The sequence below is a fragment of the Promicromonospora sp. NPDC023805 genome (assembly GCF_040639635.1).
GTDB lineage: Bacteria > Actinomycetota > Actinomycetes > Actinomycetales > Cellulomonadaceae > Promicromonospora.
In genome coordinates this window covers 71,132-91,826 of record NZ_JBFAAH010000010.1, presented here as the reverse complement: position 1 = coordinate 91,826, position 20,695 = coordinate 71,132, and the positions used below count along the sequence as shown (strand labels likewise).

Sequence of the window (20,695 nt, the reverse complement as noted above, 5' to 3'; positions counted from 1 at the left end):
AGAAGATCCGCAGGACATCCACAGTAATGGAGTCTGCGGGGACCGACCGGTCTATACGATCTAGGTAGTCTGCCCGGCGCAGACCCGGAAGGAGGTGGCATGGGCGCCCTGGACCGCTTCGAGAAGAGCGTGGAGCGCATGATGAACAACGCGTTCGCCAAGGTGGGACGTGGCGAGGTGAAGCCCGTCGAACTGGCGAGCAGGCTTCGTCGCGAGCTGGACGACCGTGCCGCGGTCGTCGGTCGTGACCGTACCGTTGCCCCGAACGAGTTCACCATCGAGCTCGCTCCCGACGACTTCGCCCAGATCGAGGCGTGGGGTGCACAGACCCTGGCCGACGAGCTCGCGTCAAACATCACGGCGTACGCCGCGACGCAGCACTATGCGTTCGTGGGCCCCGTCAGCGTGACGTTCGACGAGCAGTACGAGCTGGTACCCGGCCGCTTCACCGTGCGGTCGCGCAGCGTGCAGGGAAGCGTCGCTCCGGCGACGTCCGGCGCGCCTACCGGCCGGCACCCGCTGATCGACATCGATGGTCAGCGGTACCTGCTCACCGGACCGGTGACCGTCATCGGGCGTGACGCCGAGGCGGACATCGTCGTGGACGACCCGGGAGTCTCCCGCCGTCACCTCGAGATCCGCGTGACGCCGGACGGCGTCGTCGCGACCGACATGGGCTCGACCAACGGCCTGTACGTCGAGGGCCACCAGGTCCCGGCGGCGACCCTGCTCGATGGCAACACCATGACCATCGGCCGTACCCGCATCATGTTCTGGACCGGCAGTGCTTCCGGTGCAGACAACGAGGACTGGTGAAGAACCCGACATGAGCGAGCTGACGTTCACCCTGCTCCGGCTGGGCTACCTCGTGCTGCTGTGGGTGTTCGTGCTCTCCGCCGTCGCCGTGCTCCGGCGCGACCTGGCCGGACCACGTACGCCGAGCGGCCGACGGCGCCGGCCGGAGCTCGCGGGGCCGGCCCCGACGCCGACCCCGGCCGGTGGCGCGCCCCGCGCTCCTCAGCGCGGCGGCCCTTCGCGGCTCGTCGTGGTGGCAGGCCCGCTCACGGGGACCACCATCCCGCTCACCTCGTCCGGCGTGCTGATCGGACGCGCGCCGAGCTGCACGCTCGTGCTCGACGACGACTACTCGTCGTCCCGTCACGCACGGATCTTCCCCCAGGGCGGCCAGTGGTTCGTGGAGGACCTCGGCTCCACGAACGGCACGTACATCGGTGAGGAGCGGGTGCAGGGTGTCCTGCCGCTCGCCCCCGGTGTGGGTGTGCAGATCGGACAGTCCGTCGTCGAGCTCCAGGGATGACCATCACGTGACCGTCACCTTGCGGTATGCCGCGCGCTCCGACGTCGGCCTCGTCCGCTCCAACAACCAGGACTCCGCCTACGCGGGCCCCAACCTCCTTGTCGTCGCCGACGGGATGGGCGGGCACGCGGGCGGCGACGTCGCGTCCGCGCTGACCATCGCGGCCCTGGTGGCCCTCGACCGGCCCGACCACAGCTCCGACCAGTCGATGTCCGAGCTGGAACGCTCGATCGACCGCGCCAGGCAGGACCTCGTCGACGCGACGACGGCCGACCCGGACCTGGCCGGCATGGGTACCACCGTCACAGCGCTGCTGAAGTCCGGCAACACGCTGGCCATGGCACACCTCGGTGACTCGCGTGCGTACCTGCTGCGCGACGGCACCCTCGCCCAGGTGACGGTGGACCACACCTTCGTGCAGCACCTGGTCGACACCGGCCGCATCACGCCTGACGAGGCAGAGACCCACCCGCAGCGCAACGTCGTGATGCGGGTGCTGGGCGACTTCGACCTCGACCTCACACCTGACCTCTCGATCCGCGAGGCGGTACCCGGCGACCGCTGGATGCTCTGCTCGGACGGCCTGTCCGGCTTCGTGCCCGACAGCGAGATCGCAGAGGTCCTCATCTCGGTCACCACCCCGCAGGACGCCGTCGAGCGGCTCATCTCGATGTCCATGCGCGCGGGCAGCACCGACAACATCACCGTCGTCGTGGCCGACATCCTGGACGAGGCAGCGGCGGCCACCACCGCCGCCACCGTCACGCCGGAGATCGTCGGCTCGGCGGCACTCGCCGGGGTGACCGCGGCGGATGACCCTGGGTCCCCCACCGTCCTGCCCGGGTCGGGCTCCGGCATCGACGGCGACACCGTGACCAGCTTCACCCGCTCCACGGTCCCGTCGGGCGGCCAGCCCGCACCCTCACCGGTCGCCGTCGGCGTCTTGCCCGACGACGCGGCGCGCGACGGCCTCGCCGACACCCTCGAGCAGGCGATGATCGCCGGCGCCCCCGACGAGGAGCAGTACCAGCCGGACATCCAGCCCGACGAGGACCTCGAGGAAGAGGCCCGCGAGGACGAGATCCCGCCGAGAAAGCGGGTCTGGCTGACCGTGCTCGGTGCGCTGCTCCTGATCGTGGGCCTCGCCCTGGCGGGCTGGGGCGGCTACCGCTGGACCCAGACCCAGTACTACGTGGGGGAGGCGGACGGCCAGGTCGCCGTCTTCCGGGGCATTCCGGCGACGGCGGGCCCCCTGACCTTCTCGACCCCGGTCGAGCTCACCGGCACCCGCGTCGACGAGCTGCCCGGGTTCGTCGCCGACCGCGTGCAGGAGACCATCCGCGCCACGTCGCTCGAGGACGCCCGCGGACGCGCCGACCGCCTCATCGCGGACGCCGCCGAGGAGACCGAGCCGTCGCCGTCACCCAGCCCTTCGACGAGCGACGAGCCGGGCGAGAGCTCCTCGTCGACGTCCAGGTCGACCACCACGAACGGCTCCGGCCAGGGGGCGAACGGATGAGCGGCCTCCAGCTCGAGGAGAAGGCGCCGACCCGCATCGCGGAGGCGATACTGCTCCTCGTCGCGCTTGCCCTCGGCATGGGCGGCATGTGGATGGTCGGCTACGCGCTCGATGACGCTCTGCCCGAGGGCTTCTGGACCTACTCGATAGTCCTGGCCGCGCTGGCGTTCACCACGCACATCGTGCTCCGCCTGCGCGCACCGTACGCGGACCAGGTGATCCTGCCGGCCGTGGTGCTGCTGAACAGCGTCAGCATGGCCATGGTCCTGCGGCTGGACATGTCGCCGGCGACCATGATGGTCGGCGCCAACGCACCCCGCCACATCATGTGGTCGTCGATCGGCATCCTCCTCGCCTGCGTCATCATCTTCGTCATCCGCGACCACCGCAGTCTGCGTCGCCTTACCTACACCGCGATGGTCGTGGGCGTCGTCCTGGTCGTCCTCCCACTGGTCCCCGGGCTCGGCAAGGAGATCAACGGCGCCCAGATCTGGATCTTCATCGGCCCGTTCTCGCTACAACCTGCTGAGTTCGCCAAGATCGCCTTCGCGGTGTTCTTCGCCGGCTATCTGGTCGCGAACAGGGACACCCTGGCGCTGGCCGGCAAGAAGTTCTTGGGCCTGCAGCTGCCCCGGCTGCGCGATCTGGGCCCGATCCTGATCGTCTGGGCCGTGTCACTCGCGGTCCTCATCGGCGAGAAGGACCTCGGGACGTCGCTCCTGTTCTTCGGCCTGTTCGTCGGCATGCTGTACCTCGCCACCGACCGGGTGGGCTGGATCGTCATCGGCCTCACCATGTTCGCCGGGGGCGCCCTCGTCGCCTGGTCGTTCTTCGCCCACGTGCAGGCCCGCGTGGACGTCTGGCTCGACCCGCTCAACCCGGATCTGTACGAGCGCCAGTTCGGCAGCTCGTACCAGATCGTCCAGGGCATGTTCGGCATGGCGCACGGCGGCATGTTCGGAGCAGGCTGGGGCGAGGGCTACTCGGACCGGGTGCCGTTCGCCTTCTCCGACTTCATCTACGCGGCGCTCGGGGAGGAGCTCGGCCTCACCGGCCTGCTCGCGCTCCTGCTGGTCTACCTGGTGATCGTGCAGCGTGGCCTGCGGCACGCGGTCGGCGTGCGGGACGGATTCGGCAAGCTGCTCGCGGGCGGCCTCGCGTTCGTCATGGCGCTGCAGCTCTTCGTGGTGGTGGGCGGCATCACCCGCATCATCCCGCTCACCGGCCTGACCCTGCCGTTCATGGCGCAGGGCGGATCCTCCCTGCTCGCGAACTGGATAGTCATCGCCCTCATGCTGCGCATCTCCGACGCCGCTCGACGCCCCTCGGCCCTGCCCACCCGCGGCGCGCTGGCCGACCCGGCGCCCGCACTGGTGGGCGGCGACGCCATCGCGGTGGGTGGCCCCGGTGTGGGCCCGGTGCAGGCGGGAACCGAGGCCGGCGTCGGCCGGGGGGCAACGCCCGACGACGCGACCCAGATCGTCCGGGGGGTGGAGCGGTGAACACGACCCTGCGTCGCCTCTCGACCGTCGTGATGGCCATGTTCCTGTCCCTCATGGTCGCGACGACCTGGATCCAGTTCGTCACCGCGGGCGACCTGAACGAGGATCCGCGCAACTTCCGGAACATCTACAGCGAGCTGGGCCGGGACCGCGGGCCGATCGTCGTCGTCGGTGGCGAGCCGATCGCGACGTCCGAGAAGGTCGACGACGACTACAAGTACCAGCGCACCTACTCGGGCGGGAACGCGGGCGCTGCCAGCCTGTACGCGCCGCTGACCGGCTTCTTCGCGGTCACCGGTACCTACACGGGACTCGAGCGCTTCGCGAACGGGTACCTCGGCGGCGAGGACGACTCGCTCTGGCTCGACCGGCTGCAGAACCTCATCACCGGTGAGGAGGCGCAGGGCTCTTCCGTCGAGCTCACCATCGAACCCAAGGTCCAGCAGGCGGCCTGGGACGCCCTCGGGGACTACACCGGCGCGGCCGTGGCCATGGACCCGAAGACCGGCGCCATCCTCGCGATGGTCTCCAAGCCGTCGTTCGACCCGAACTCCATCGCGGTGCACGACGCCGGGGACGCGACCGCGGCCTACAACGCGCTCCTGAACCAGAAACCGCGGGTCAACGCGGAGGACGGCAAGGAGCGGTTCAGCACCTACGGGCCGACGATCAACCGCACCATCAACGCCACGTACCCACCCGGGTCCGCGTTCAAGCTGCTCACCTCGGCCGCCGCCATCGAGTACAACGGCGTGAACCCCGACACCGAGGTCCCTGCGGTAGACCTCTATCAGCTCCCCGGCACGACGGGCCCCAGCGGCCAGGTCGGGAACTTCGGCGGCGAGTCCTGCGACCCCTCGGGCAAGATGACGCTCAAGAGGGCGCTGGCGATCTCCTGCAACACAGCGTTCCTCGACCTGGCCAACGAGGTCGGCAAGGACGGGATGCAGCGGATGTTCAAGGACTTCGGGTTCAACGAGTCGCTGGACATCCCGATGTCGACCACGATCGGTGAATACCCGGGCCTCATCGGCGGCGAGAACGATTCGGACTCGGCCGACCGCATCGCGGTCTCCGGCATCGGCCAGGGCAGCGTCCGCATGACGCCGCTCCAGGTCGCCATGATCTCGGCAGCCATCGCGAACGACGGCGACCTCATGGAGCCCTACCTCATCCAGAGCGTGCGGGACAGCGACCTCGAGCTGGTCAGCCAGACGAAGCCGAGCCGCTACAAGAGCCCGTTCTCGTCGTCCACGGCGGACGCGCTCACCGAGATGATGGTCGAGGTCGTCAACGACGGCTCGGGTGAGGGAGCGCAGATCCCAGGCGTCCAGGTGGCGGGCAAGACCGGCACCGCCGAGGACTACCCGCGGTCGCCCACGCTGTGGTTCACGTCGTTCGCCCCGGCCGACGACCCGCAGGTAGTGGTAGCGGTCGTGCTGGAGAACGGGGGCCAGTCCACCAACGAGACCACCGGTGGCGCGCTGGCCGCGCCCATCGCCCGACAGATCCTGCAGGCGGCGATCTCGAGATGAGACCGGTCGAGGGTCTGACGCTCGGTGAGCGCTACACGCTCGTTCGGCGCATCGCCATGGGCGGTATGGGCGAGGTCTGGGTGGCGCGCGACGAGAAGCTCGCGCGCGAGATCGCCGTGAAGGTGCTCCGCGAGGAGTACACGGGCAACGAGGACTTTCTTCGTCGCCTGCGCACGGAGGCCCGGAACTCGTCGACCCTCGTTCACCCCAACATCGCGCAGATGTTCGACTACGGCGAGGAGAACGGCGCAGGCTACCTCGTCATGGAGCTGGTCCTGGGCGAGCCCCTCGCCGACCTGCTCGAACGCGAGCCGGTGCTTCCGCCGGCCCGGCTCCTGCCGATCCTGGCCCAGACGGCCCGCGGCCTGCACGCCGCCCACCTCGCGGGTGTGGTCCACCGCGACGTAAAACCGGGCAACATCCTGCTGGAGCATTCCGGCACGGTGAAGATCACCGACTTCGGTGTCTCCGTGGCGCAGAACCAGGTGCCCATGACTGCCACCGGCATGGTCATGGGCACCGCGCAGTATCTGTCGCCCGAGCAGGCGGTGGGGCAGTCGGCCACCGGCGCGTCCGACATCTACGCACTCGGCGTGGTCGCCTACGAGGCCACGGCGGGCCGCCGTCCGTTCACCGGCAGGACTCCCGTCGACATCGCCATCGCACACGTCAACGCGCCGGTTCCGCTCCTGCCGACGTCGGTCCACCCCGGGCTCTCCGAGACCATCACGCAGATGCTCGAGAAGGATCCGGCGCAGCGCATCTCCTCTGCGGACCAGCTCGCGCGGCACCTCGACGTGCTCGCCGCCGAGATCGCGGAGGACCCGTTCGGCAGCTCGCGCTACGCGCGCCGGGCCCGCCGCGACGGACAGCCTTCGGGACCGCCGCAGCGGTCGGGCAACGGCCGCAGCGGCGCAGGGGCGCAGCCCGGTCCGTCCCACGCACGCAGGCAGACGCCGTTCGGCCAGACCAGCGGCGGTCGGCACACCACCGTCACGAACGCGCAGTCCGCGCCGCCCAGCCCGGACCGCGGCACCCCGGCCGGCGGATACGGCTCGGGCACGCCCGCGGGCGGATACGGCTCAGGACCCTTCGGTTCGGGAGCCCACGGTTCCGACCCGGCCGGATACGGCACGACGTCGGGCACGCACGGGACCGACGCCTACGGGCGGCCTTACTCGCCCGCGCCGGGAACCCCTGCCGGCGCCCCGGGCTCGGGACAGTACGGCACGGACTCGGCCGGCTACGGCGCGGACTCCGCGGGCTACGGCACGACGTCGGGCACCTACGGGACCGACGCCTACGGCCGGCCGCACGGTTCGGGCTACGTCCCGCCGTCGATCGGCAACGGCGCGGGGAACGGTGGGCGGTCCTACCCGTCGCGCCGCGATCTGCACTCGACACGCCAGGACGGGCGGAGGGTCCCCCAGCAGGGACGGTCCGGGGGGCACCCTGGGAAGCGCCGAAGTCTGTCGTCGGACCTCCAGCGGTGGCTCGGCGGGATCGAGGATCGCATAGGGGTCCGCGTATCCTGGCCGCTCGTCGCGCTGGTCGCACTGCTGCTGGTGGTCCTCATCATCACGCTGGTCTCCGGAGGCGGCGACAACAGCGCTCTGCAGGAGCCGTCGGGTTCCTCCGAAATCCACGGTGAAACGCTGAATCGCCCCGCAGCCGCGGCAGTCGCCGCTTCTGGGATGATGTTTTTCAACGAGTCGTACGCCCTGAGGCAGACGGCCATGACATCTAAGGACGTATGAGTGGTGGAGAACACGCCCCGCGTACTCGCCGGCCGTTACGAGGTCGGCGAGCTTGTCGGCCGTGGCGGCATGGCCGAGGTCCACATCGGCCATGACACCCGTCTCGGTCGTACCGTCGCGATCAAGGTGCTGCGTTCCGACCTCGCTCGTGATCCGTCCTTCCTGGTGCGCTTCCGGCGCGAGGCGCAGTCGGCCGCCGCGCTGAACCACCCCGCTGTCGTCGCCGTGTACGACACGGGCGAGGACATCCACCAGAACGCCGCCGGCGAGGACGTGCACGTCCCGTTCATCGTCATGGAGTACGTGGAGGGCCACACGGTCCGCGACATCCTGACCGACGGCGCCGCGGTGCCCATCGAGGAGGCCGTCGAGATCACCGTCGGCGTGCTGAGCGCGCTGGAGTACTCGCACCACGCGGGCATCGTGCACCGCGACATCAAGCCCGCCAACGTCATGATCACGCCCACAGGTGCGGTCAAGGTGATGGACTTCGGCATCGCCCGGGCCATGGCCGACTCCGCCGCGACCATGACGCAGACGAACGCCGTCATCGGCACCGCGCAGTACCTCTCCCCCGAGCAGGCCCGCGGCGAACAGGTCGACACCCGCTCCGACCTGTACTCGACCGGCTGCATGCTGTTCGAGCTCCTCACCGGCCGTCCGCCGTTCCAGGGCGACTCGCCCGTGGCCGTCGCGTACCAGCATGTCGGCCAGGAGCCGCAGCGTCCGTCGGAGGTCGCCACGGATGTCCCCGACGTCCTGGACCGCATCACGCTCAAGGCGCTGACGAAGGACCGCGAGCAGCGGTACAGCACCGCCGCCGAGTTCCGGCGCGACCTGGAGTCCGCGATGCGCGGCGGCCAGATCAGCGCGCCGATGGTGGGCGCCATGATGGGTGCGACGCAGGTAGCGGGCCAGCCCGCGTACGGCGCCACGCAGGTCATGTCCCCGACCCCGAGCTGGGGCCCGGCGACGGCGCAGCAGAGCCCGGTCACGCCCGGCGGGGGATACCCCGGCCAGCCGAACCGGGCCGACCAGGAGCCCGAGAAGAAGAGCAAGGCCCTCATGTGGTGGCTGCTCGGGATCGCCCTGGCTGCGGTCGCGGCCATCGCAATCGCCATGGCGGTGGATGACGCGAACAACAACCGGGCGCCGACGGCGCTTCCCGTGCCGGTGATCGCGGAGGGCCTCACCGCCGAAGCAGCCAGGGCACAGATCGAGGCGGCCGGTCTAACGTTCGAGCAGGCCATCGACCAGGACTCCGAGCTCGACGAGGGGCTGACCACCGGGACGACCGACCCGGCAGCGGGCGAGGATGTCGAACCCAACTCGACAGTCACCGTCTTCGTTGCCGGCGCGCCCGGCCAGGTCACGGTCCCCGACCTGAAGAACCTGTCCGAGGCTGACGCCCGGGCCGAGCTCGAGAAGCTCAACCTCACCGTCGGCACGTCCCAGACGGAGAACAGCCCGGACATCGCCGAGGGCACGGTGACCAAGAGCGAGCCCGGCGCCGGCCAGCCCGCGCAGGAAGGCGACGAGGTCACCCTGTACCTCTCGACCGGCAACACGACGCTCCCGAACGTCGTCGGCCAGTCCAAGGACGGGGCCAGCGCGCAGCTGGCGAACCTCGGCCTCGGCACCATCGAGTACAGAGACGAAGAGAGCGAAGAGGCGGCGCCGGGCACTGTGGTCCGCACCGACCCGGAGGCCGGTGACGTACCGCAGGGCCAGGCCGTCACCGTCTACCTCGCGGTGGCGCCAGAGGTCCAGGAGGCAACGGTCCCCGCGGGCCTCTTCGGAAAGACCGTCGAGGAAGCCCAGCTGCTGTGCACGGGCGAACAGATCACCTGCCAGGAGGGGCCTGCTCGGGAGCCCTCCAGCACGTTCCCGGTCGGTACGGTGATCACGTCGGACCCCGCGCCGGGTTCCAAGGTCGAGGTGGGCGCCGTCATCAACCTGGTGGTCTCCTCCGGCCCGGCAGAGGGCGAAGGCAACGGCAACGGCGAGGGAGAAGGCGGGGGAGAGGGAGAGGGCGAGCCCGTCATCCCGTAGCACGACTGCGCTGACCGGGTGGTACCCGGTCAGCGCAGGACAGGTTCAGCGCAGGACAGGCATGGCGTCGTCGGTCACGTGGTGACCAGCGGCGCCATTCCCTTTGCCCGCTCCACTGCGCCCTCGAGCCCGCAGGTCTCCAGCCAGTTCGCGAGCAGCCGGTGTCCGCCCTCGGTGAGGACGGACTCCGGGTGGAACTGCACGCCATGCAGCGGCAGCTCCCGGTGCTGCAGTCCCATGACGATGCCCGACGCCGTCGTGCACGTCACCTCGAGCTCCGTCGGCACGCTGTCCGGCGTCACGGCGAGCGAGTGGTACCGCGTGGCGGTGAACGGCATGGGCAGGCCGGCAAGGACGCCGCTGCCGGTGTGCTCGACGAGACTGGTCTTGCCGTGCATGAGCTCCGGGGCGTGGGTCACCTTGCCGCCGTACACCTCCGCGAGGGCTTGGTGCCCGAGGCAGACCCCGAGCATCGGGGTACGGGACCGGGCGCAGGCACGGATGACGTCCTCGGAGGCACCGGCCTCCGCGGGGGTACCGGGTCCGGGGGACACGAGCACGCCGTCGTAGGGCTCGCGGGAGCCGTCGCCGTCGTCGTACCAGTAGCGGCCGTCGGCGTCGGGGGAGGGTACGGCGTCGTTCCGGACCACCACGGTCCGGGCGCCGATCTGGTCGAGGTAGCCGACGATCGTATAGACGAACGAGTCGTAGTTGTCGACGACGAGGATGCGCGTCATGGTCAAATGCTACGGCGAGGACCGCTACGCGCCGACCGTCGTGTCGTTGAACGGCATGTACTCGCTGAGCCACGGGAAGAACTCGGTGAAGCACACGGCGACCACGCCGAAGATGAGCACGAGGCACACCAGGAACTTGAACCAGCCGGGCCCGGGGATGGCCCGCCACAACAGCCCGTACATCAGCTCATCAGCTCCTTCGGCTTGCCTTCGCCCACAGGGGACCAGTAGTCGAGCTCGCCGTGCACGATGTACCGCTCGGTGGCGGAGAACATCGGGTGGCAGGACGTCAGCGTGATGAACCGCTTGGTCAGCTCCGGCATGGGCTGGTCCTTGGTCACCCCGGGTACCGGCGCGATCACCTCCACGTTCTGCGGGAGGACGATCTTCGACTCGGTCACCTTGTAGACGTACCAGTTCTCCTTGGTCCGGACCACTACGGCGTCACCCGCCTTGAGCTCCGCGATCTGGTTGAACGGCTTGCCGTAGGTGGTGCGGTGCGCGGCGACGGCGAAGTTCCCGAGATCGCCCGGCATCGCCGTGCCGTTGTAGTGCCCGATGCCGATGGTGTCGAGCACCGTCGCCTTGTCCGTGCCCTCGGCGACGGGCTTGACGTAGTCGTCCCCGAACCGGGGGATGAACATCTGCGCGAAGAGGGTCCCGGCCTCCGGCGGTTCCTTCATGACCGGCGGCGGGTCGCGGTGTTCTGTGGCGGTTGCCGGACCGGTCTGGGCGCCCTCCCAGTCCATCTCGGCGATGATCTCGCTCTGTGCCCGCGCGCCCTCGACGTCGGTCCACCAGAGCTGCCACACGACGAAGAGACCGAGCACGACGCCGGCGGTCACCAGGAGCTCGCCCAGGACGCCGATCAGCCAGGCGACCGGCCGCATGGGCGCCGCCGACCCGCGCGGGCGCCGCGCGTTGCGCGGACCCATGCCGGAGGGGCCGCGCTCATACGCGATGGGGAAGACCTCCTGTGGCAGCGGCACATTGTGGCCGGCCTGCGCGTGGGTCATCCAAAGACCTCCGTACCGTCGGGAACCGTCGCATACTGCAGACCTCCGCCGTCGTACGCGGGGAGGTCGAGGTTGTCGCTGCGTCGCACGTCCCAGCCCAGGTGCACCCAGTCGACGTACTCGAGATACGTCTGCACACCCTCGGAGCTCATCAGCGACGACTCCATCTTCGCCGGGTTGCCGACCGCCGTCACCTTGTAGGGGGGTGAGAACACCTTGCCGTGCAGCAACAGGATGTTTCCGGAGCAACGGAACGCTGAAGTCGAGGTCACACGCTCACCCTGCAGCGTCATGGCCTCCGCGCCGCCGGCCCACAGCGCGTTGATCACATGCTGCAGGTCCTGCTGGTGCACCACCAGGTCGTCGGGCTGCGGCTCCACCCCGCCGGGCCCCGCACCGACCGACGTCGACGGCGCGTCGTCGAGCGTCACCGTGAGCCCGGCACCGCCGACGGGCTCGGAGCCGGACACCACGCCCTCCCGCTCGACCAGGTCGCCGTCCAGCCTGGGGACGGTGGTGTCGGCGCGGGCGCTCAGCGTCTCGATCTCGCGGTCCAGCTCGCCGGCCCGGTCAGTGAGCTCGGAGACCCGGCCCGTCTCGGCGCCCACCAGCTGGGCGAGATCCTGCGGGTCACGGGTGTCGGCACCGCCGCCGTCGGCCAGCCGAGCGCTCGCGCTGAACATGAGTCCGGCCAGTACGGCCACGGCGCCCACGCTCAACCAGGACCGCCATCCCGCATGCATCGAGGCGCGGAAGAAGCCCGTCGCACTGCCCTTCGCGGACGGCGCGGGGGTCGGTTCGGCTCCGGTCACCGCGTCCCTCCTGCAACAATCGACAAACCCACTGACGCGTCTGGTCACGCCTGCGGCCTGTGGAGCACTACGCTAGTCCAAGAGAAAGCAGACGTCGGCTCGGCACACCCGTCGGGCAGACCACCCCAGGACAGGAGCCCGCCTCGTGCCCGAGTCGAAGTCCCGCAACAAGAAGAAGGTCACGCCCAAGGCTGAGAAGTCCGAGGCGAAGATCTCGCTGCCCGGAGAGGCGACCAACCCACGCTGGCTCGCTCCGGTGATGCTGACCCTGATGATCCTCGGCCTCGTCTGGATCGTGACGTTCTACCTCACGAGCTCCGGGCTCGGCCTGCCGATCCCGCAGATCGGGCAGTGGAACCTCGCGGTCGGCTTCGGCCTGATCATCGTGGGTTTCGGCCTGACCACGCGCTGGAAGTGAGCGTTCCGCGGCCGCGCTGAGGCGGCCGCGGAACTGTATCCCTATTTATCCACAGCTGTGGGTAAAGCTGGGGAAAAGAGAGTGGTGACGCATCGCCGGGTGTCGGGAACGGCCCAGTTACTCGGGTCGGGCCGAACACGCGCAGGTGTCGCCGCACTCGTTCACAGGAAGCCGACCGAGGTGTAGCGCCATACCGCGAGCGCTACCAGCAGCGCGATGCCGGCGACCGGAACCACCCATGCGACGGCGACCCTGCGGTCCTTCGGTGCGTACGCGTAGGCCGCCGCGACCAGCGCTCCGGTGACGAGACCACCCAGGTGCGCCTGCCAGGAGATGTTCGGCACGAAGAAGCCGATGGCACCGTTGATCGCGAGCAGGACGAGCACCTGGCCCATGCTCCGGCCGAGCCGCCGCATCACGGGAAGCATCGCCCCGAACAGGCCGAACACCAAGCCGGACGCGCCGACCACAGGGATCTGCCAGGCGGCGGACGTCGCCGGGTCACCGGCGAGGAGCAGCACTCCGACCGATCCGCCCACGGCGGAGAGCAGGCACAGGACCCCGAAGCGGAACCGCCCGAGCAACGGCTCGAGGAACTGCCCGGTTATCCACAGGGCATACATGTTGAACAGGATGTGCAGCGGCGACGTCGAGTGCAGGAACGACGCCGTGAGGAAGCGCCACGGCTCGACCGCTCCACCCCAGGGCCAGAACCACAGCAACCGCGTCCATTCGCCCGCCGTCACCAGCTGCAGCAGCCAGCTCACGACACAGATCCCGATGATCGTGAGCGTGACGACCGGCCGGCCGTTGACCGCGGCGCTGTCGGCGGAGCCGCCGAAGACGGTCCGGACGCGCGGCGCGGCGCGCTTCGCATCCCGGACGCAGTCGACGCACTGCACGCCGACGGCCGCCGGCCGCTGACACTCAGGGCACGCGGGCCGGCCGCACCGCTGGCAACGCACGTAGGCCACCCGGTCCGGGTGGCGCGGGCATACGGGAGCCTCGGCCTCGGTCGGCTCTTCGGCGGCCGGGTCGTTCATCGCGATACGTCCTCAGTCCCCTCGGTCCTCGCTGGTCGTGCCTGTTCCTGCCGGAGCGGCCGTGTCTGGTCCCGCCGGAGCGGAGCGGTCGCCGCCGTCCCTCAGGGTTCGATGGTGACCGACGTGATCGTGATGTCGTCGACCGGGCGGTCGCCAGGACGCGTACGGGTCTTGCCGACCTCGTCGACGACCGTGCGCGACGCGTCGTCCGCCACCTTGCCGAAGATGGTGTGCTTGCCGTTGAGCCACGGGGTCTCCGCGGTGGTGAGGAAGAACTGCGAACCGTTGGTGCCCTCGATCTCGCCGGTCACCGGGTTGCGACGCTTGCCGGCGTTGGCCATCGCGAGGATGTACTTCTCGTTGAACTGAAGCTCGGGGTGGATCTCGTCGTTGAACGTGTACCCGGGGCCGCCGGTTCCCGTCCCGAGCGGGCAGCCGCCCTGGATCATGAAGTCTTCGATGACACGGTGGAAGATCAGGCCGTCGTAGAACGGGTCCTTGCGCTCCTCGCCCGTCCGCGGGTCCGTCCATGCCTTCTCGCCGGTCGCGAGGCCGACGAAGTTCTCGACAGTCTTGGGCGCGTGGTTCGGGAAGAGCTCGATACGGATGTCACCGGAGGTGGTGTGCAGGATTGCGAACATGTATCAATCCTCCCACGGAGCGGCCCGCTGGTGCTGCACCGACGTCGCTCGCCCTCGCCAGCAGGCCCGTCCGGTGGCAGAGTGGCATCTTGAGGACTATTTGAACAGTTCGAGGGGAGCTTCATGACCCGCAAGAAGGTGACCGACTACGTGGACACGAGCAAGATCGACACCGAGAAGGTCAAGGAGAGGGCCGCGGAGGCGGCAGCTCTGCTTTCCGACGTCAGCTCCAAGGCCGCAACGCAGGCTGGGGCCGTGGCGGCCCAGGCCAAGGACCGGGCTTCGAACGCCAAGGACTGGGCTCAGCCTCGTGTGAACGACTTCATCGCGTGGCTGACGCCGCGTGCGGAGAAGGCGTGGCAGGACAGCCTCCAGGCTGCCGCCCCCCAGGTCGAGAAGGCCGCAGGCAAGGCAGCGCCACTCATCGACTCCGCGCACGACAAGCTCGTGGACGACCTGCTGCCGAAGATGGTCTCCGCGTTCAACGGAGCGGCCGCCAATGCGGCGACTGCACAGAACAAGGCCGCGCTCGCCGAGTCCGTCGCCAAGGCGGCGGACGAGGCCGGCAAGAAGGGCTCCAAGAAGGGCTGGGTCGTGGCAGTGGCGGCCGGTGGCGCGGCCGTCGCCGGCTACGTGTTCTGGAAGCGCGCGCAGCCCCAGACCGACCCGTGGGCCGAACCCTGGGAGCAGGGCACGGGTGCCGACTACTCGAACGGCGCCGCGCGGCACTCGTCCGGCGTCGGTGCTGCGGCAGGTTCTGCCGTCGCCAAGGGCAAGGAGGCGGGGGCCAAGGCCGCACAGACGGCCAAGGACCTCGGCGCTCGGGCCTACTCGGCGGCGAGCCCCGCGTTCGAGGCGGCCAAGGAGAAGGCCGCACCTGTGCTGGAGAAGGCGGCGCCTGTGCTGGACGCCGCGAAGGAGAAGGCCGCTCCGGTCCTGGACGCGGCATGGGCGACGGCGCAGAAGGCGAGTACCGCCGCACAGAAGCGCGGCGGTAACGACCCCGCGGCGCCGGCGTCGGGGGAGTCGGACCTCGGTTCCAGCGAGACGGCTGCACCCATCGAGAGCCCGATCTTCGACGAGGCCGTTCCGGCCGAATCCGCGGAGGATCTGCCCCTGGTGGACGAGGTTCCGCCCGCGAAGCCGAAGTCCGCGGGGGAGGGCAAGCAGGAGGGCTGACCTCCGCTTCCCCGTGAGCATGACAGGAGGGCCTGGCCAGAGCGGCCAGGCCCTCCTTTCATGCCGGAGCCGGCGACTCCTGGTGCTACCTCGACGCGATCATCGCTTCTGCCAGGATCGCCACCGCAAGCGCGAGGTAGACGGCGGCTGCGATGTAGTGCAGCACAGCGCCTGCCCTGTGCGATTCCGAGTAACGGGTGTGGAAGGCTCCGGCGCCCACACCGATCGCACCGTAGAGCAGCACCTCCATCCCGACGTTCACGGCACCGAGCATCGCCAGCTGCAGCTCTGCTTGTTCCGCACTGCCCATGAACTGCGGAAGGACCGCGATGAAGAAGAGGATCACCTTCGGGTTGGTCAGGCTGACCAGTACACCTCGGGCGTAGGGGCGCGCTGCGGTGACGTCACTCGAGCTGTGGGGTGAGCGGCGGGCGCTGCGGACGGTCGTGTAAGCGAGCCAGAGCAGGTAGATCGCGCCCAGCACCTTCACGGCGTCGAGCAGCAGCGGATAGGCCTGCGCGAACCGTCCGATGCCAACGACCACCGCGACGACGTAGACGGCCATACCGGTGCCGATCCCGAGGATCGCCTTCACCGCGGCACCGCGACCGCCCGCAAGGCCGACGGCGAGCATGTAGGCCATGTCCGGGCCCGGTGGGACGAGGAACAGCAGGATCACCGCTGCGAACCCCGGCAGCACTGTCACGTCAACCATCGGCCCACGTCCTCGATCCGAGACCGGGACACGAAAATGACCTGCGGCGAGAATATCGTCGCAGGTCATAGTGGGTGGAGCCAGGGGGACTCGAACCCCCAACCCCCTGCTTGCAAAGCAGGTGCGCTACCAATTGCGCCATGGCCCCTCTGCCGGCTGCTCAGTCGAGCGAATCGGTGACCTCGGACCACAGGTCGCGTCCCGCAGCGTCCTCGCTCAGCTTGCGCCAGAGAACGTAGCCGGCTCCAGCAGCGAGCAGCACTATAAGCAGCTTCTTCACGAGTTCCTCCTGGGGAGCCTCTGCAGGTCCGGGAGTGGGGCTAGGAGGACTTGAACCTCCGACCTCTTCCTTATCAGGGAAGCGCTCTAACCGTCTGAGCTATAGCCCCGGGCGAGCGTTCCGCACGCTGCCGCGACACTGGAGATTACCCCAGGTCGGGACGATGTCCCAAACCGAAAACGCGGTTCGCGGTGTGACGTGCATCGAGTCGTGCGCGGCGGCGCACGAGAACGCTCTGGGTGACGTCGAGGAGACGTCAGTCGTCGGTCAGCGTCATGTGCACGCCGCCGACGAGTGCTGCAGTGATGTTGTAGAGGAAAGCCATGATCGTGGCGATCGCCGTCAACAAGACAATGTTACAGATGCTGATCAGGGTCGCCAGCGAGATGACGCGGGGGAACTCCACGAACTGCGTGAGGTTCACGTTGCTCTGCGGCCCGACGGCATCCTTCACGAAGTCCTGGATGGTGGTGAACACGCCGAGGCTGTTCAGCACGGACCAGAACACCGCGGTGGCGACCACCGTCATGATCGCGATCGCCACGGCCAGCAGGAACGCCAGCTTCATGACGGACCACGGGTCCACACGAGAGATGGCGAGGCGTACCCGGCGCGGCCCGGCGGGAGCAGAGCGAGGTGCCTCAGGGGTCGGGGCCGAAGCCGGCTCCGACGGCGCCTGAGGCGTCGTACCCGCGGCCTGCGCCGCGGCCGGAGTGGCAGTTCCGCGAACTCCGCCTGCCGTGTAGTGCATCTCCGGCCGAGCCGGAGCCTCGTTCGCGGGCGTTGCCGACCGCGCATCGTCGTCGGGCATTATCGACGTCACCTTCTTGGCTGCGCTGCGTGCCGCGTCGAGGGCAGCTTGAGCTGCCTTCATCGCGCCGGCTCGAACCCCGTCCGTACCCTCCGACGTCGCGGCGGGAGGTGCCGGCGGGGTGTTCGGTGCCGGGACGCGGTTCCACGACTTCGCGGTGGCGTCGGACGCCGGAGCTGAGACATCGGACCTGGCCGAGACGAGGCCAGGCCCGGCTACGGGCTCGCTGCTCGTCGGCGTGGCCGGCGTGGGTGGTGCCGGCGGGGTGGCCGGCCTGGGCGACGTGGCCGGCTTGGAATCCCTGGCTGGGCGGCCAGCCTCGTACGCGGAACGCCAGACCCCGCCCGTGGTGGGAATGCTCGACTCCTCCGGTGCCGGCGGCACGGGTGCCTCCGCGCCGGGCCTGGGACGCGCCTGCGTCGTCGGCGGGGCGGGAACCACGACCGGCTCGGACGGCAGGTCAGCGTTTCCGCTCGCCCCGCCGGAACCGCTCTTGGGGGCGGCGGACTCGGCGGCATCAGCCTTCGCCGACGCCGAGCTCTTGCTCGAGCTCGCCTCCGCCTGCTTCGAGTCGGGGGTCTCGGCCGCAGCCTGCTCCCCGTTCACGTTCTTGCGATCCCGGGTGATCTCCAGGTCCTCATCGAGCTCGGGCGACGCCGTGCGCACGGGCCCGCTCTTGTCACTCGTCATCAGCTGTCCTCGCGTCCGGTGCTGTCCTGCTCAGGGGTGCTCGGAACTTCATCAGGGGTCGGAATCTCTTCCACGGTAACCCGCTCTGCGGATTCGCCGTCGGAGATCTCTTCCACAGCACCTGTCGCATCGCCCGCGTCCTCACGCTCCGCGTTGCGCGCGACGGCGATAATCCTGTCGCCCTTGTCCGGCTTTGCGAAGGTTACCCCCTGAGTGTTCCGGCCGGTGAGGTTAACTTCGGCAACCGCGGAACGCACGATCTTGCCGCGCTCCATGATGACCAGCACCTCGTCGTCGGCATACGTGACCAGCGCGCCAACGAGATCGCCGCGCGCCTCCACGAGGTTGGCGACCTTGATACCGAGGCCACCACGGCCCTGGACCCGGTACTCCGAGATGCGGGTGCGCTTCGCGAAACCACCCTCGGTGACCACGAAGAGGTCGGCTCCGTCGATGACCACGGCGGCGGAGAGCAGCTCGTCGTCCTCCCGGAACTTCATCCCCGTGACACCCGACGTGGCACGGCCCAGCGGGCGGATCGACTCGTCGTCCGCGTGAAAGCGGATCGACTGGCCCTTGCGCGAGACGAGGATGAGGTCGTCGTCCGCGTTCACGAGACGGGCCGAGACCAGCTCGTCCGCGGCGCCGGCCTCGTCCTCCCGCAGGTTGATCGCGATGAGGCCGCCGGACCGCGGCGAGTTGTACTCGCTCAGACGAGTCTTCTTCACGAGCCCGCGCCGCGTGGCGAGGACCAGGTACTCAGCAGCCTCGTAGTCGGGGATGTCGAGGACCTGAGCGATCTTCTCGCCGGGCTGGAAGGCCAGCAGGTTCGCGACGTGCTGCCCCTTGGAGTCACGGCTGCCCTCGGGCAGCTCGTAGCCCTTGGCCCGGTAGACCCTGCCGAGGTTGGTGAAGAACAGCATCCAGTGGTGGGTCGTCGTCGTGAAGAAGTGGTCCACGATGTCGTCCTCGCGCAGCTGCGTGCCGCGCACACCCTTGCCGCCGCGCTTCTGCGAGCGGTAGTTGTCCGTCCGGGTCCGCTTGGCGTAGCCGCCACGCGTGATGGTGACGACCACGTCCTCCTCGGGGATGAGGTCCTCCATCGACATGTCGCCGTCGTACGGAAGGATCGTGGTGCGGCGCTCGTCGCCCCAGCGGTCGGTCACGTCGTTGAGCTCGTCGCCCACGATGGCCCGCTGGCGCTCCGGCTTGGCGAGGATGTCCAGGTAGTCGTCGATCGCGAGCCGCAGCTTGGCGTGCTCGTCGAGGATCTTCTGCCGTTCGAGGGCCGCCAGCCGGCGCAGCTGCAGCGCCAGGATCGCGTTCGCCTGCAGCTCGTCGATCGTGAGCAGGTCCATCAGGCCCGTCCGCGCTTCGTCCGCGTCGGGGGAGCGGCGGATCAGCGCGATGACCTCGTCGAGCGCGTCGAGGGCCTTCAGGTAGCCCTCGTAGATGTGGATCTGGTCCTGCGCCTCCTTGAGGAGGTACTCGGTGCGCCGGCGCACGACCTCGATCTGGTGCGTGGTCCAGTGGCGCACGAACGCGTCGATGCTGAGCGTGCGGGGCACCTCGTCGACCAGCGCGAGCATGTTCGCGCTGAAGTTCTCCTGCAGCGGCGTGTGCTTGTAGAGGTTGTTCAGCACCACCTTCGCCACGGCGTCGCGCTTGAGGACGATCACCAGGCGCTGGCCGGTGCGGCCGGACGTCTCGTCGCGGATGTCCGCGATGCCGCTGATACGGCCGTCGTTGACGAGGTCGGCGATCTTCGACGCCAGGTTGTCCGGGTTCACCATGTACGGCAGCTCGGTCACGACCAGGCAGATCCGGTTCTGGATCTCCTCGACGCTGACGACCGCGCGCATCGTGATGGAGCCGCGACCAGTGCGGTAGGCGTCCTCGATGCCCTTGTGCCCAAGGATCAGGGCCCCTGACGGGAAGTCCGGGCCCTTGATGCGCTCCAGGAGCGCCTCGAGCAGTTCCTCGCGGGTGGCGTCGGGATGGGCCAGGTGCCACCGCACGCCGTCGACGACCTCGCGTAGGTTGTGCGGCGGGATGTTCGTCGCCATCCCGACGGCGATGCCGGCCGACCCGTTGACCAGGAGGTTCGGGATGCGCGACGGCAGGACCACCGGCTCCTGGGTCCGCCCGTCGTAGTTCGGCCGGAAGTCGACGGTGCCCTTCTCGATGTCCCGCACCATCTCGAGCGCGAGCGGCGCCATCTTGCACTCGGTGTACCGCGGGGCGGCCGCCGGGTCGTTGCCCGGCGAGCCGAAGTTGCCCTGGCCCGCGACCAGCGGGTAGCGCAGCACCCAGTCCTGGACCAGGCGCACCAGGGTGTCGTAGATGGAGGTGTCGCCGTGGGGGTGGTACTTACCCATGACGTCACCCACGACACGCGAGCACTTGGAGTACGCGCGGTCCGGGCGGTAGCCGCCGTCGTACATCGCGTAGATGACGCGGCGGTGCACCGGCTTGAGGCCGTCCCGCACGTCGGGCAGCGCGCGGCCAACGATCACGCTCATCGCGTAGTCGAGGTACGACCGCTGCATCTCGAGCTGGAGGTCAACCTGCTCGACACGGCCGTGGTGCACCGCTACTCGCGCGTCCTCCATCGGAATACCGTCGTCGGAGTTCTCTACGCCGGGGGTCTCGTCCGTCACCGTCTGTACT

19 protein-coding genes and 2 tRNA genes are annotated in these 20,695 nt (G+C 69.3%); 9 read left to right on the top strand and 12 right to left on the bottom strand.

All coding sequences use genetic code 11. The features are described 5' to 3' along the window. The first annotated feature begins 99 nt into the window (after window positions 1-99). Genes AB0F70_RS12245 through pknB form a run of 7 tightly spaced genes read left to right on the top strand, consistent with a single transcriptional unit; the run spans window position 100 to window position 9,683 of the window. Window positions 100-816 (top strand): DUF3662 and FHA domain-containing protein, encoded by a 717-nt coding sequence (locus AB0F70_RS12245; RefSeq protein WP_020017306.1) that lies wholly within the window; start codon window positions 100-102, stop codon window positions 814-816. Window positions 817-826: 10 nt separating this feature from the next. Continuing rightward, on the top strand, window positions 827-1,318 hold the full coding sequence (locus AB0F70_RS12240) for an FHA domain-containing protein (protein ID WP_357448197.1): 492 nt from the start codon (window positions 827-829) through the stop codon (window positions 1,316-1,318). Window positions 1,319-1,325: 7 nt separating this feature from the next. Further along, window positions 1,326-2,837 (top strand): PP2C family serine/threonine-protein phosphatase, encoded by a 1,512-nt coding sequence (locus tag AB0F70_RS12235; RefSeq protein ID WP_357448195.1) that lies wholly within the window; start codon window positions 1,326-1,328, stop codon window positions 2,835-2,837. Continuing rightward, entirely contained in the window at window positions 2,834-4,339 is a 1,506-nt protein-coding gene (locus AB0F70_RS12230; protein ID WP_357448192.1) for an FtsW/RodA/SpoVE family cell cycle protein, read from the top strand. The genes AB0F70_RS12235 and AB0F70_RS12230 overlap by 4 nt, the downstream gene beginning before the upstream one ends. Next, window positions 4,336-5,874 carry a penicillin-binding transpeptidase domain-containing protein gene (locus tag AB0F70_RS12225; protein WP_357448190.1) on the top strand — a complete coding sequence of 513 codons (1,539 nt, stop codon included), beginning with the start codon at window positions 4,336-4,338 and terminating at the stop codon, window positions 5,872-5,874. The genes AB0F70_RS12230 and AB0F70_RS12225 overlap by 4 nt, the downstream gene beginning before the upstream one ends. After that, a complete protein-coding gene (locus tag AB0F70_RS12220) occupies window positions 5,871-7,631 on the top strand; it encodes a protein kinase (RefSeq protein WP_357448188.1) in 1,761 nt (586 codons plus the stop codon). Before AB0F70_RS12225 ends, AB0F70_RS12220 begins: the two co-directional genes overlap by 4 nt. Continuing rightward, window positions 7,632-9,683 carry a Stk1 family PASTA domain-containing Ser/Thr kinase gene (gene pknB / locus AB0F70_RS12215; protein ID WP_357448186.1) on the top strand — a complete coding sequence of 684 codons (2,052 nt, stop codon included), beginning with the start codon at window positions 7,632-7,634 and terminating at the stop codon, window positions 9,681-9,683. Window positions 9,684-9,757: 74 nt separating this feature from the next. Here the strand turns inward: pknB and AB0F70_RS12210 are convergent, their stop codons facing one another. Genes AB0F70_RS12210 through AB0F70_RS12195 form a run of 4 tightly spaced genes read right to left on the bottom strand, consistent with a single transcriptional unit; the run spans window position 9,758 to window position 12,248 of the window. Then, window positions 9,758-10,420 (bottom strand): aminodeoxychorismate/anthranilate synthase component II, encoded by a 663-nt coding sequence (locus AB0F70_RS12210; RefSeq protein ID WP_357448184.1) that lies wholly within the window; start codon window positions 10,418-10,420, stop codon window positions 9,758-9,760. 24 nt (window positions 10,421-10,444) lie between these two features. Next, the gene (locus tag AB0F70_RS12205) at window positions 10,445-10,603 is read right to left on the bottom strand and encodes a hypothetical protein (RefSeq protein WP_357448182.1); all 159 of its coding nucleotides are present in this window, start codon (window positions 10,601-10,603) and stop codon (window positions 10,445-10,447) included. Beyond that, a complete protein-coding gene (locus AB0F70_RS12200) occupies window positions 10,603-11,436 on the bottom strand; it encodes a class E sortase (RefSeq protein WP_357448180.1) in 834 nt (277 codons plus the stop codon). The genes AB0F70_RS12205 and AB0F70_RS12200 overlap by 1 nt, the downstream gene beginning before the upstream one ends. Continuing rightward, window positions 11,433-12,248 carry a DUF881 domain-containing protein gene (locus AB0F70_RS12195; protein ID WP_357448178.1) on the bottom strand — a complete coding sequence of 272 codons (816 nt, stop codon included), beginning with the start codon at window positions 12,246-12,248 and terminating at the stop codon, window positions 11,433-11,435. Before AB0F70_RS12195 ends, AB0F70_RS12200 begins: the two co-directional genes overlap by 4 nt. A 145-nt stretch (window positions 12,249-12,393) precedes the next feature. Between AB0F70_RS12195 and AB0F70_RS12190 the strand changes: the two genes are divergently transcribed. After that, the gene (locus AB0F70_RS12190; protein ID WP_357448176.1) at window positions 12,394-12,666 is read left to right on the top strand and encodes a cell division protein CrgA; all 273 of its coding nucleotides are present in this window, start codon (window positions 12,394-12,396) and stop codon (window positions 12,664-12,666) included. A gap of 161 nt (window positions 12,667-12,827) precedes the next feature. Here the strand turns inward: AB0F70_RS12190 and AB0F70_RS12185 are convergent, their stop codons facing one another. After that, on the bottom strand, window positions 12,828-13,709 hold the full coding sequence (locus tag AB0F70_RS12185; protein WP_357448174.1) for a rhomboid family intramembrane serine protease: 882 nt from the start codon (window positions 13,707-13,709) through the stop codon (window positions 12,828-12,830). A gap of 101 nt (window positions 13,710-13,810) precedes the next feature. Then, window positions 13,811-14,350, bottom strand: coding sequence for a peptidylprolyl isomerase (locus AB0F70_RS12180; RefSeq protein WP_357448172.1), 540 nt, complete (start codon window positions 14,348-14,350; stop codon window positions 13,811-13,813). A 123-nt stretch (window positions 14,351-14,473) separates the two neighbouring features. Between AB0F70_RS12180 and AB0F70_RS12175 the strand changes: the two genes are divergently transcribed. Further along, the gene (locus tag AB0F70_RS12175) at window positions 14,474-15,529 is read left to right on the top strand and encodes a hypothetical protein (protein ID WP_357448170.1); all 1,056 of its coding nucleotides are present in this window, start codon (window positions 14,474-14,476) and stop codon (window positions 15,527-15,529) included. An 85-nt stretch (window positions 15,530-15,614) separates the two neighbouring features. Here the strand turns inward: AB0F70_RS12175 and AB0F70_RS12170 are convergent, their stop codons facing one another. The 6 genes from AB0F70_RS12170 to gyrA form a co-directional block, all read right to left on the bottom strand. Continuing rightward, window positions 15,615-16,244 (bottom strand): LysE family translocator, encoded by a 630-nt coding sequence (locus tag AB0F70_RS12170; RefSeq protein ID WP_357448168.1) that lies wholly within the window; start codon window positions 16,242-16,244, stop codon window positions 15,615-15,617. Between the two features lie 75 nt (window positions 16,245-16,319). Further along, window positions 16,320-16,392: transfer RNA gene (locus AB0F70_RS12165), tRNA-Ala, on the bottom strand. A gap of 12 nt (window positions 16,393-16,404) precedes the next feature. Next, the gene (locus AB0F70_RS12160) at window positions 16,405-16,524 is read right to left on the bottom strand and encodes a DLW-39 family protein (protein WP_274994665.1); all 120 of its coding nucleotides are present in this window, start codon (window positions 16,522-16,524) and stop codon (window positions 16,405-16,407) included. Between the two features lie 35 nt (window positions 16,525-16,559). Then, a tRNA-Ile gene (locus tag AB0F70_RS12155) sits at window positions 16,560-16,633 on the bottom strand. Window positions 16,634-16,780: 147 nt separating this feature from the next. Beyond that, window positions 16,781-18,025: a DUF3566 domain-containing protein gene (locus AB0F70_RS12150; protein WP_357448166.1), complete on the bottom strand. Its 1,245-nt coding sequence runs from the start codon at window positions 18,023-18,025 to the stop codon at window positions 16,781-16,783. Beyond that, window positions 18,025-20,637 (bottom strand): DNA gyrase subunit A, encoded by a 2,613-nt coding sequence (gene gyrA, locus AB0F70_RS12145; RefSeq protein WP_357448361.1) that lies wholly within the window; start codon window positions 20,635-20,637, stop codon window positions 18,025-18,027. The genes AB0F70_RS12150 and gyrA overlap by 1 nt, the downstream gene beginning before the upstream one ends. Window positions 20,638-20,695 lie beyond the last annotated feature (58 nt).

Excerpts from the sequence above, each read along its gene's own strand:
- AB0F70_RS12245 (WP_020017306.1), top strand. The coding sequence starts at position 100 with ATGGGCGCCCTGGACCGCTTCGAGAAGAGCGTGGAGCGCATGATGAAC.
- AB0F70_RS12240 (WP_357448197.1), top strand. The coding sequence starts at position 827 with ATGAGCGAGCTGACGTTCACCCTGCTCCGGCTGGGCTACCTCGTGCTG.
- AB0F70_RS12230 (WP_357448192.1), top strand. The coding sequence starts at position 2,834 with ATGAGCGGCCTCCAGCTCGAGGAGAAGGCGCCGACCCGCATCGCGGAG.
- AB0F70_RS12220 (WP_357448188.1), top strand. The coding sequence starts at position 5,871 with ATGAGACCGGTCGAGGGTCTGACGCTCGGTGAGCGCTACACGCTCGTT.
- AB0F70_RS12210 (WP_357448184.1), bottom strand. The coding sequence starts at position 10,420 with ATGACGCGCATCCTCGTCGTCGACAACTACGACTCGTTCGTCTATACG.
- AB0F70_RS12205 (WP_357448182.1), bottom strand. The coding sequence starts at position 10,603 with ATGTACGGGCTGTTGTGGCGGGCCATCCCCGGGCCCGGCTGGTTCAAG.
- AB0F70_RS12200 (WP_357448180.1), bottom strand. The coding sequence starts at position 11,436 with ATGACCCACGCGCAGGCCGGCCACAATGTGCCGCTGCCACAGGAGGTC.
- AB0F70_RS12185 (WP_357448174.1), bottom strand. The coding sequence starts at position 13,709 with ATGAACGACCCGGCCGCCGAAGAGCCGACCGAGGCCGAGGCTCCCGTA.
- AB0F70_RS12180 (WP_357448172.1), bottom strand. The coding sequence starts at position 14,350 with ATGTTCGCAATCCTGCACACCACCTCCGGTGACATCCGTATCGAGCTC.
- AB0F70_RS12175 (WP_357448170.1), top strand. The coding sequence starts at position 14,474 with ATGACCCGCAAGAAGGTGACCGACTACGTGGACACGAGCAAGATCGAC.
- AB0F70_RS12170 (WP_357448168.1), bottom strand. The coding sequence starts at position 16,244 with ATGGTTGACGTGACAGTGCTGCCGGGGTTCGCAGCGGTGATCCTGCTG.
- AB0F70_RS12150 (WP_357448166.1), bottom strand. The coding sequence starts at position 18,025 with ATGACGAGTGACAAGAGCGGGCCCGTGCGCACGGCGTCGCCCGAGCTC.
- gyrA (WP_357448361.1), bottom strand. The coding sequence starts at position 20,637 with ATGGAGGACGCGCGAGTAGCGGTGCACCACGGCCGTGTCGAGCAGGTT.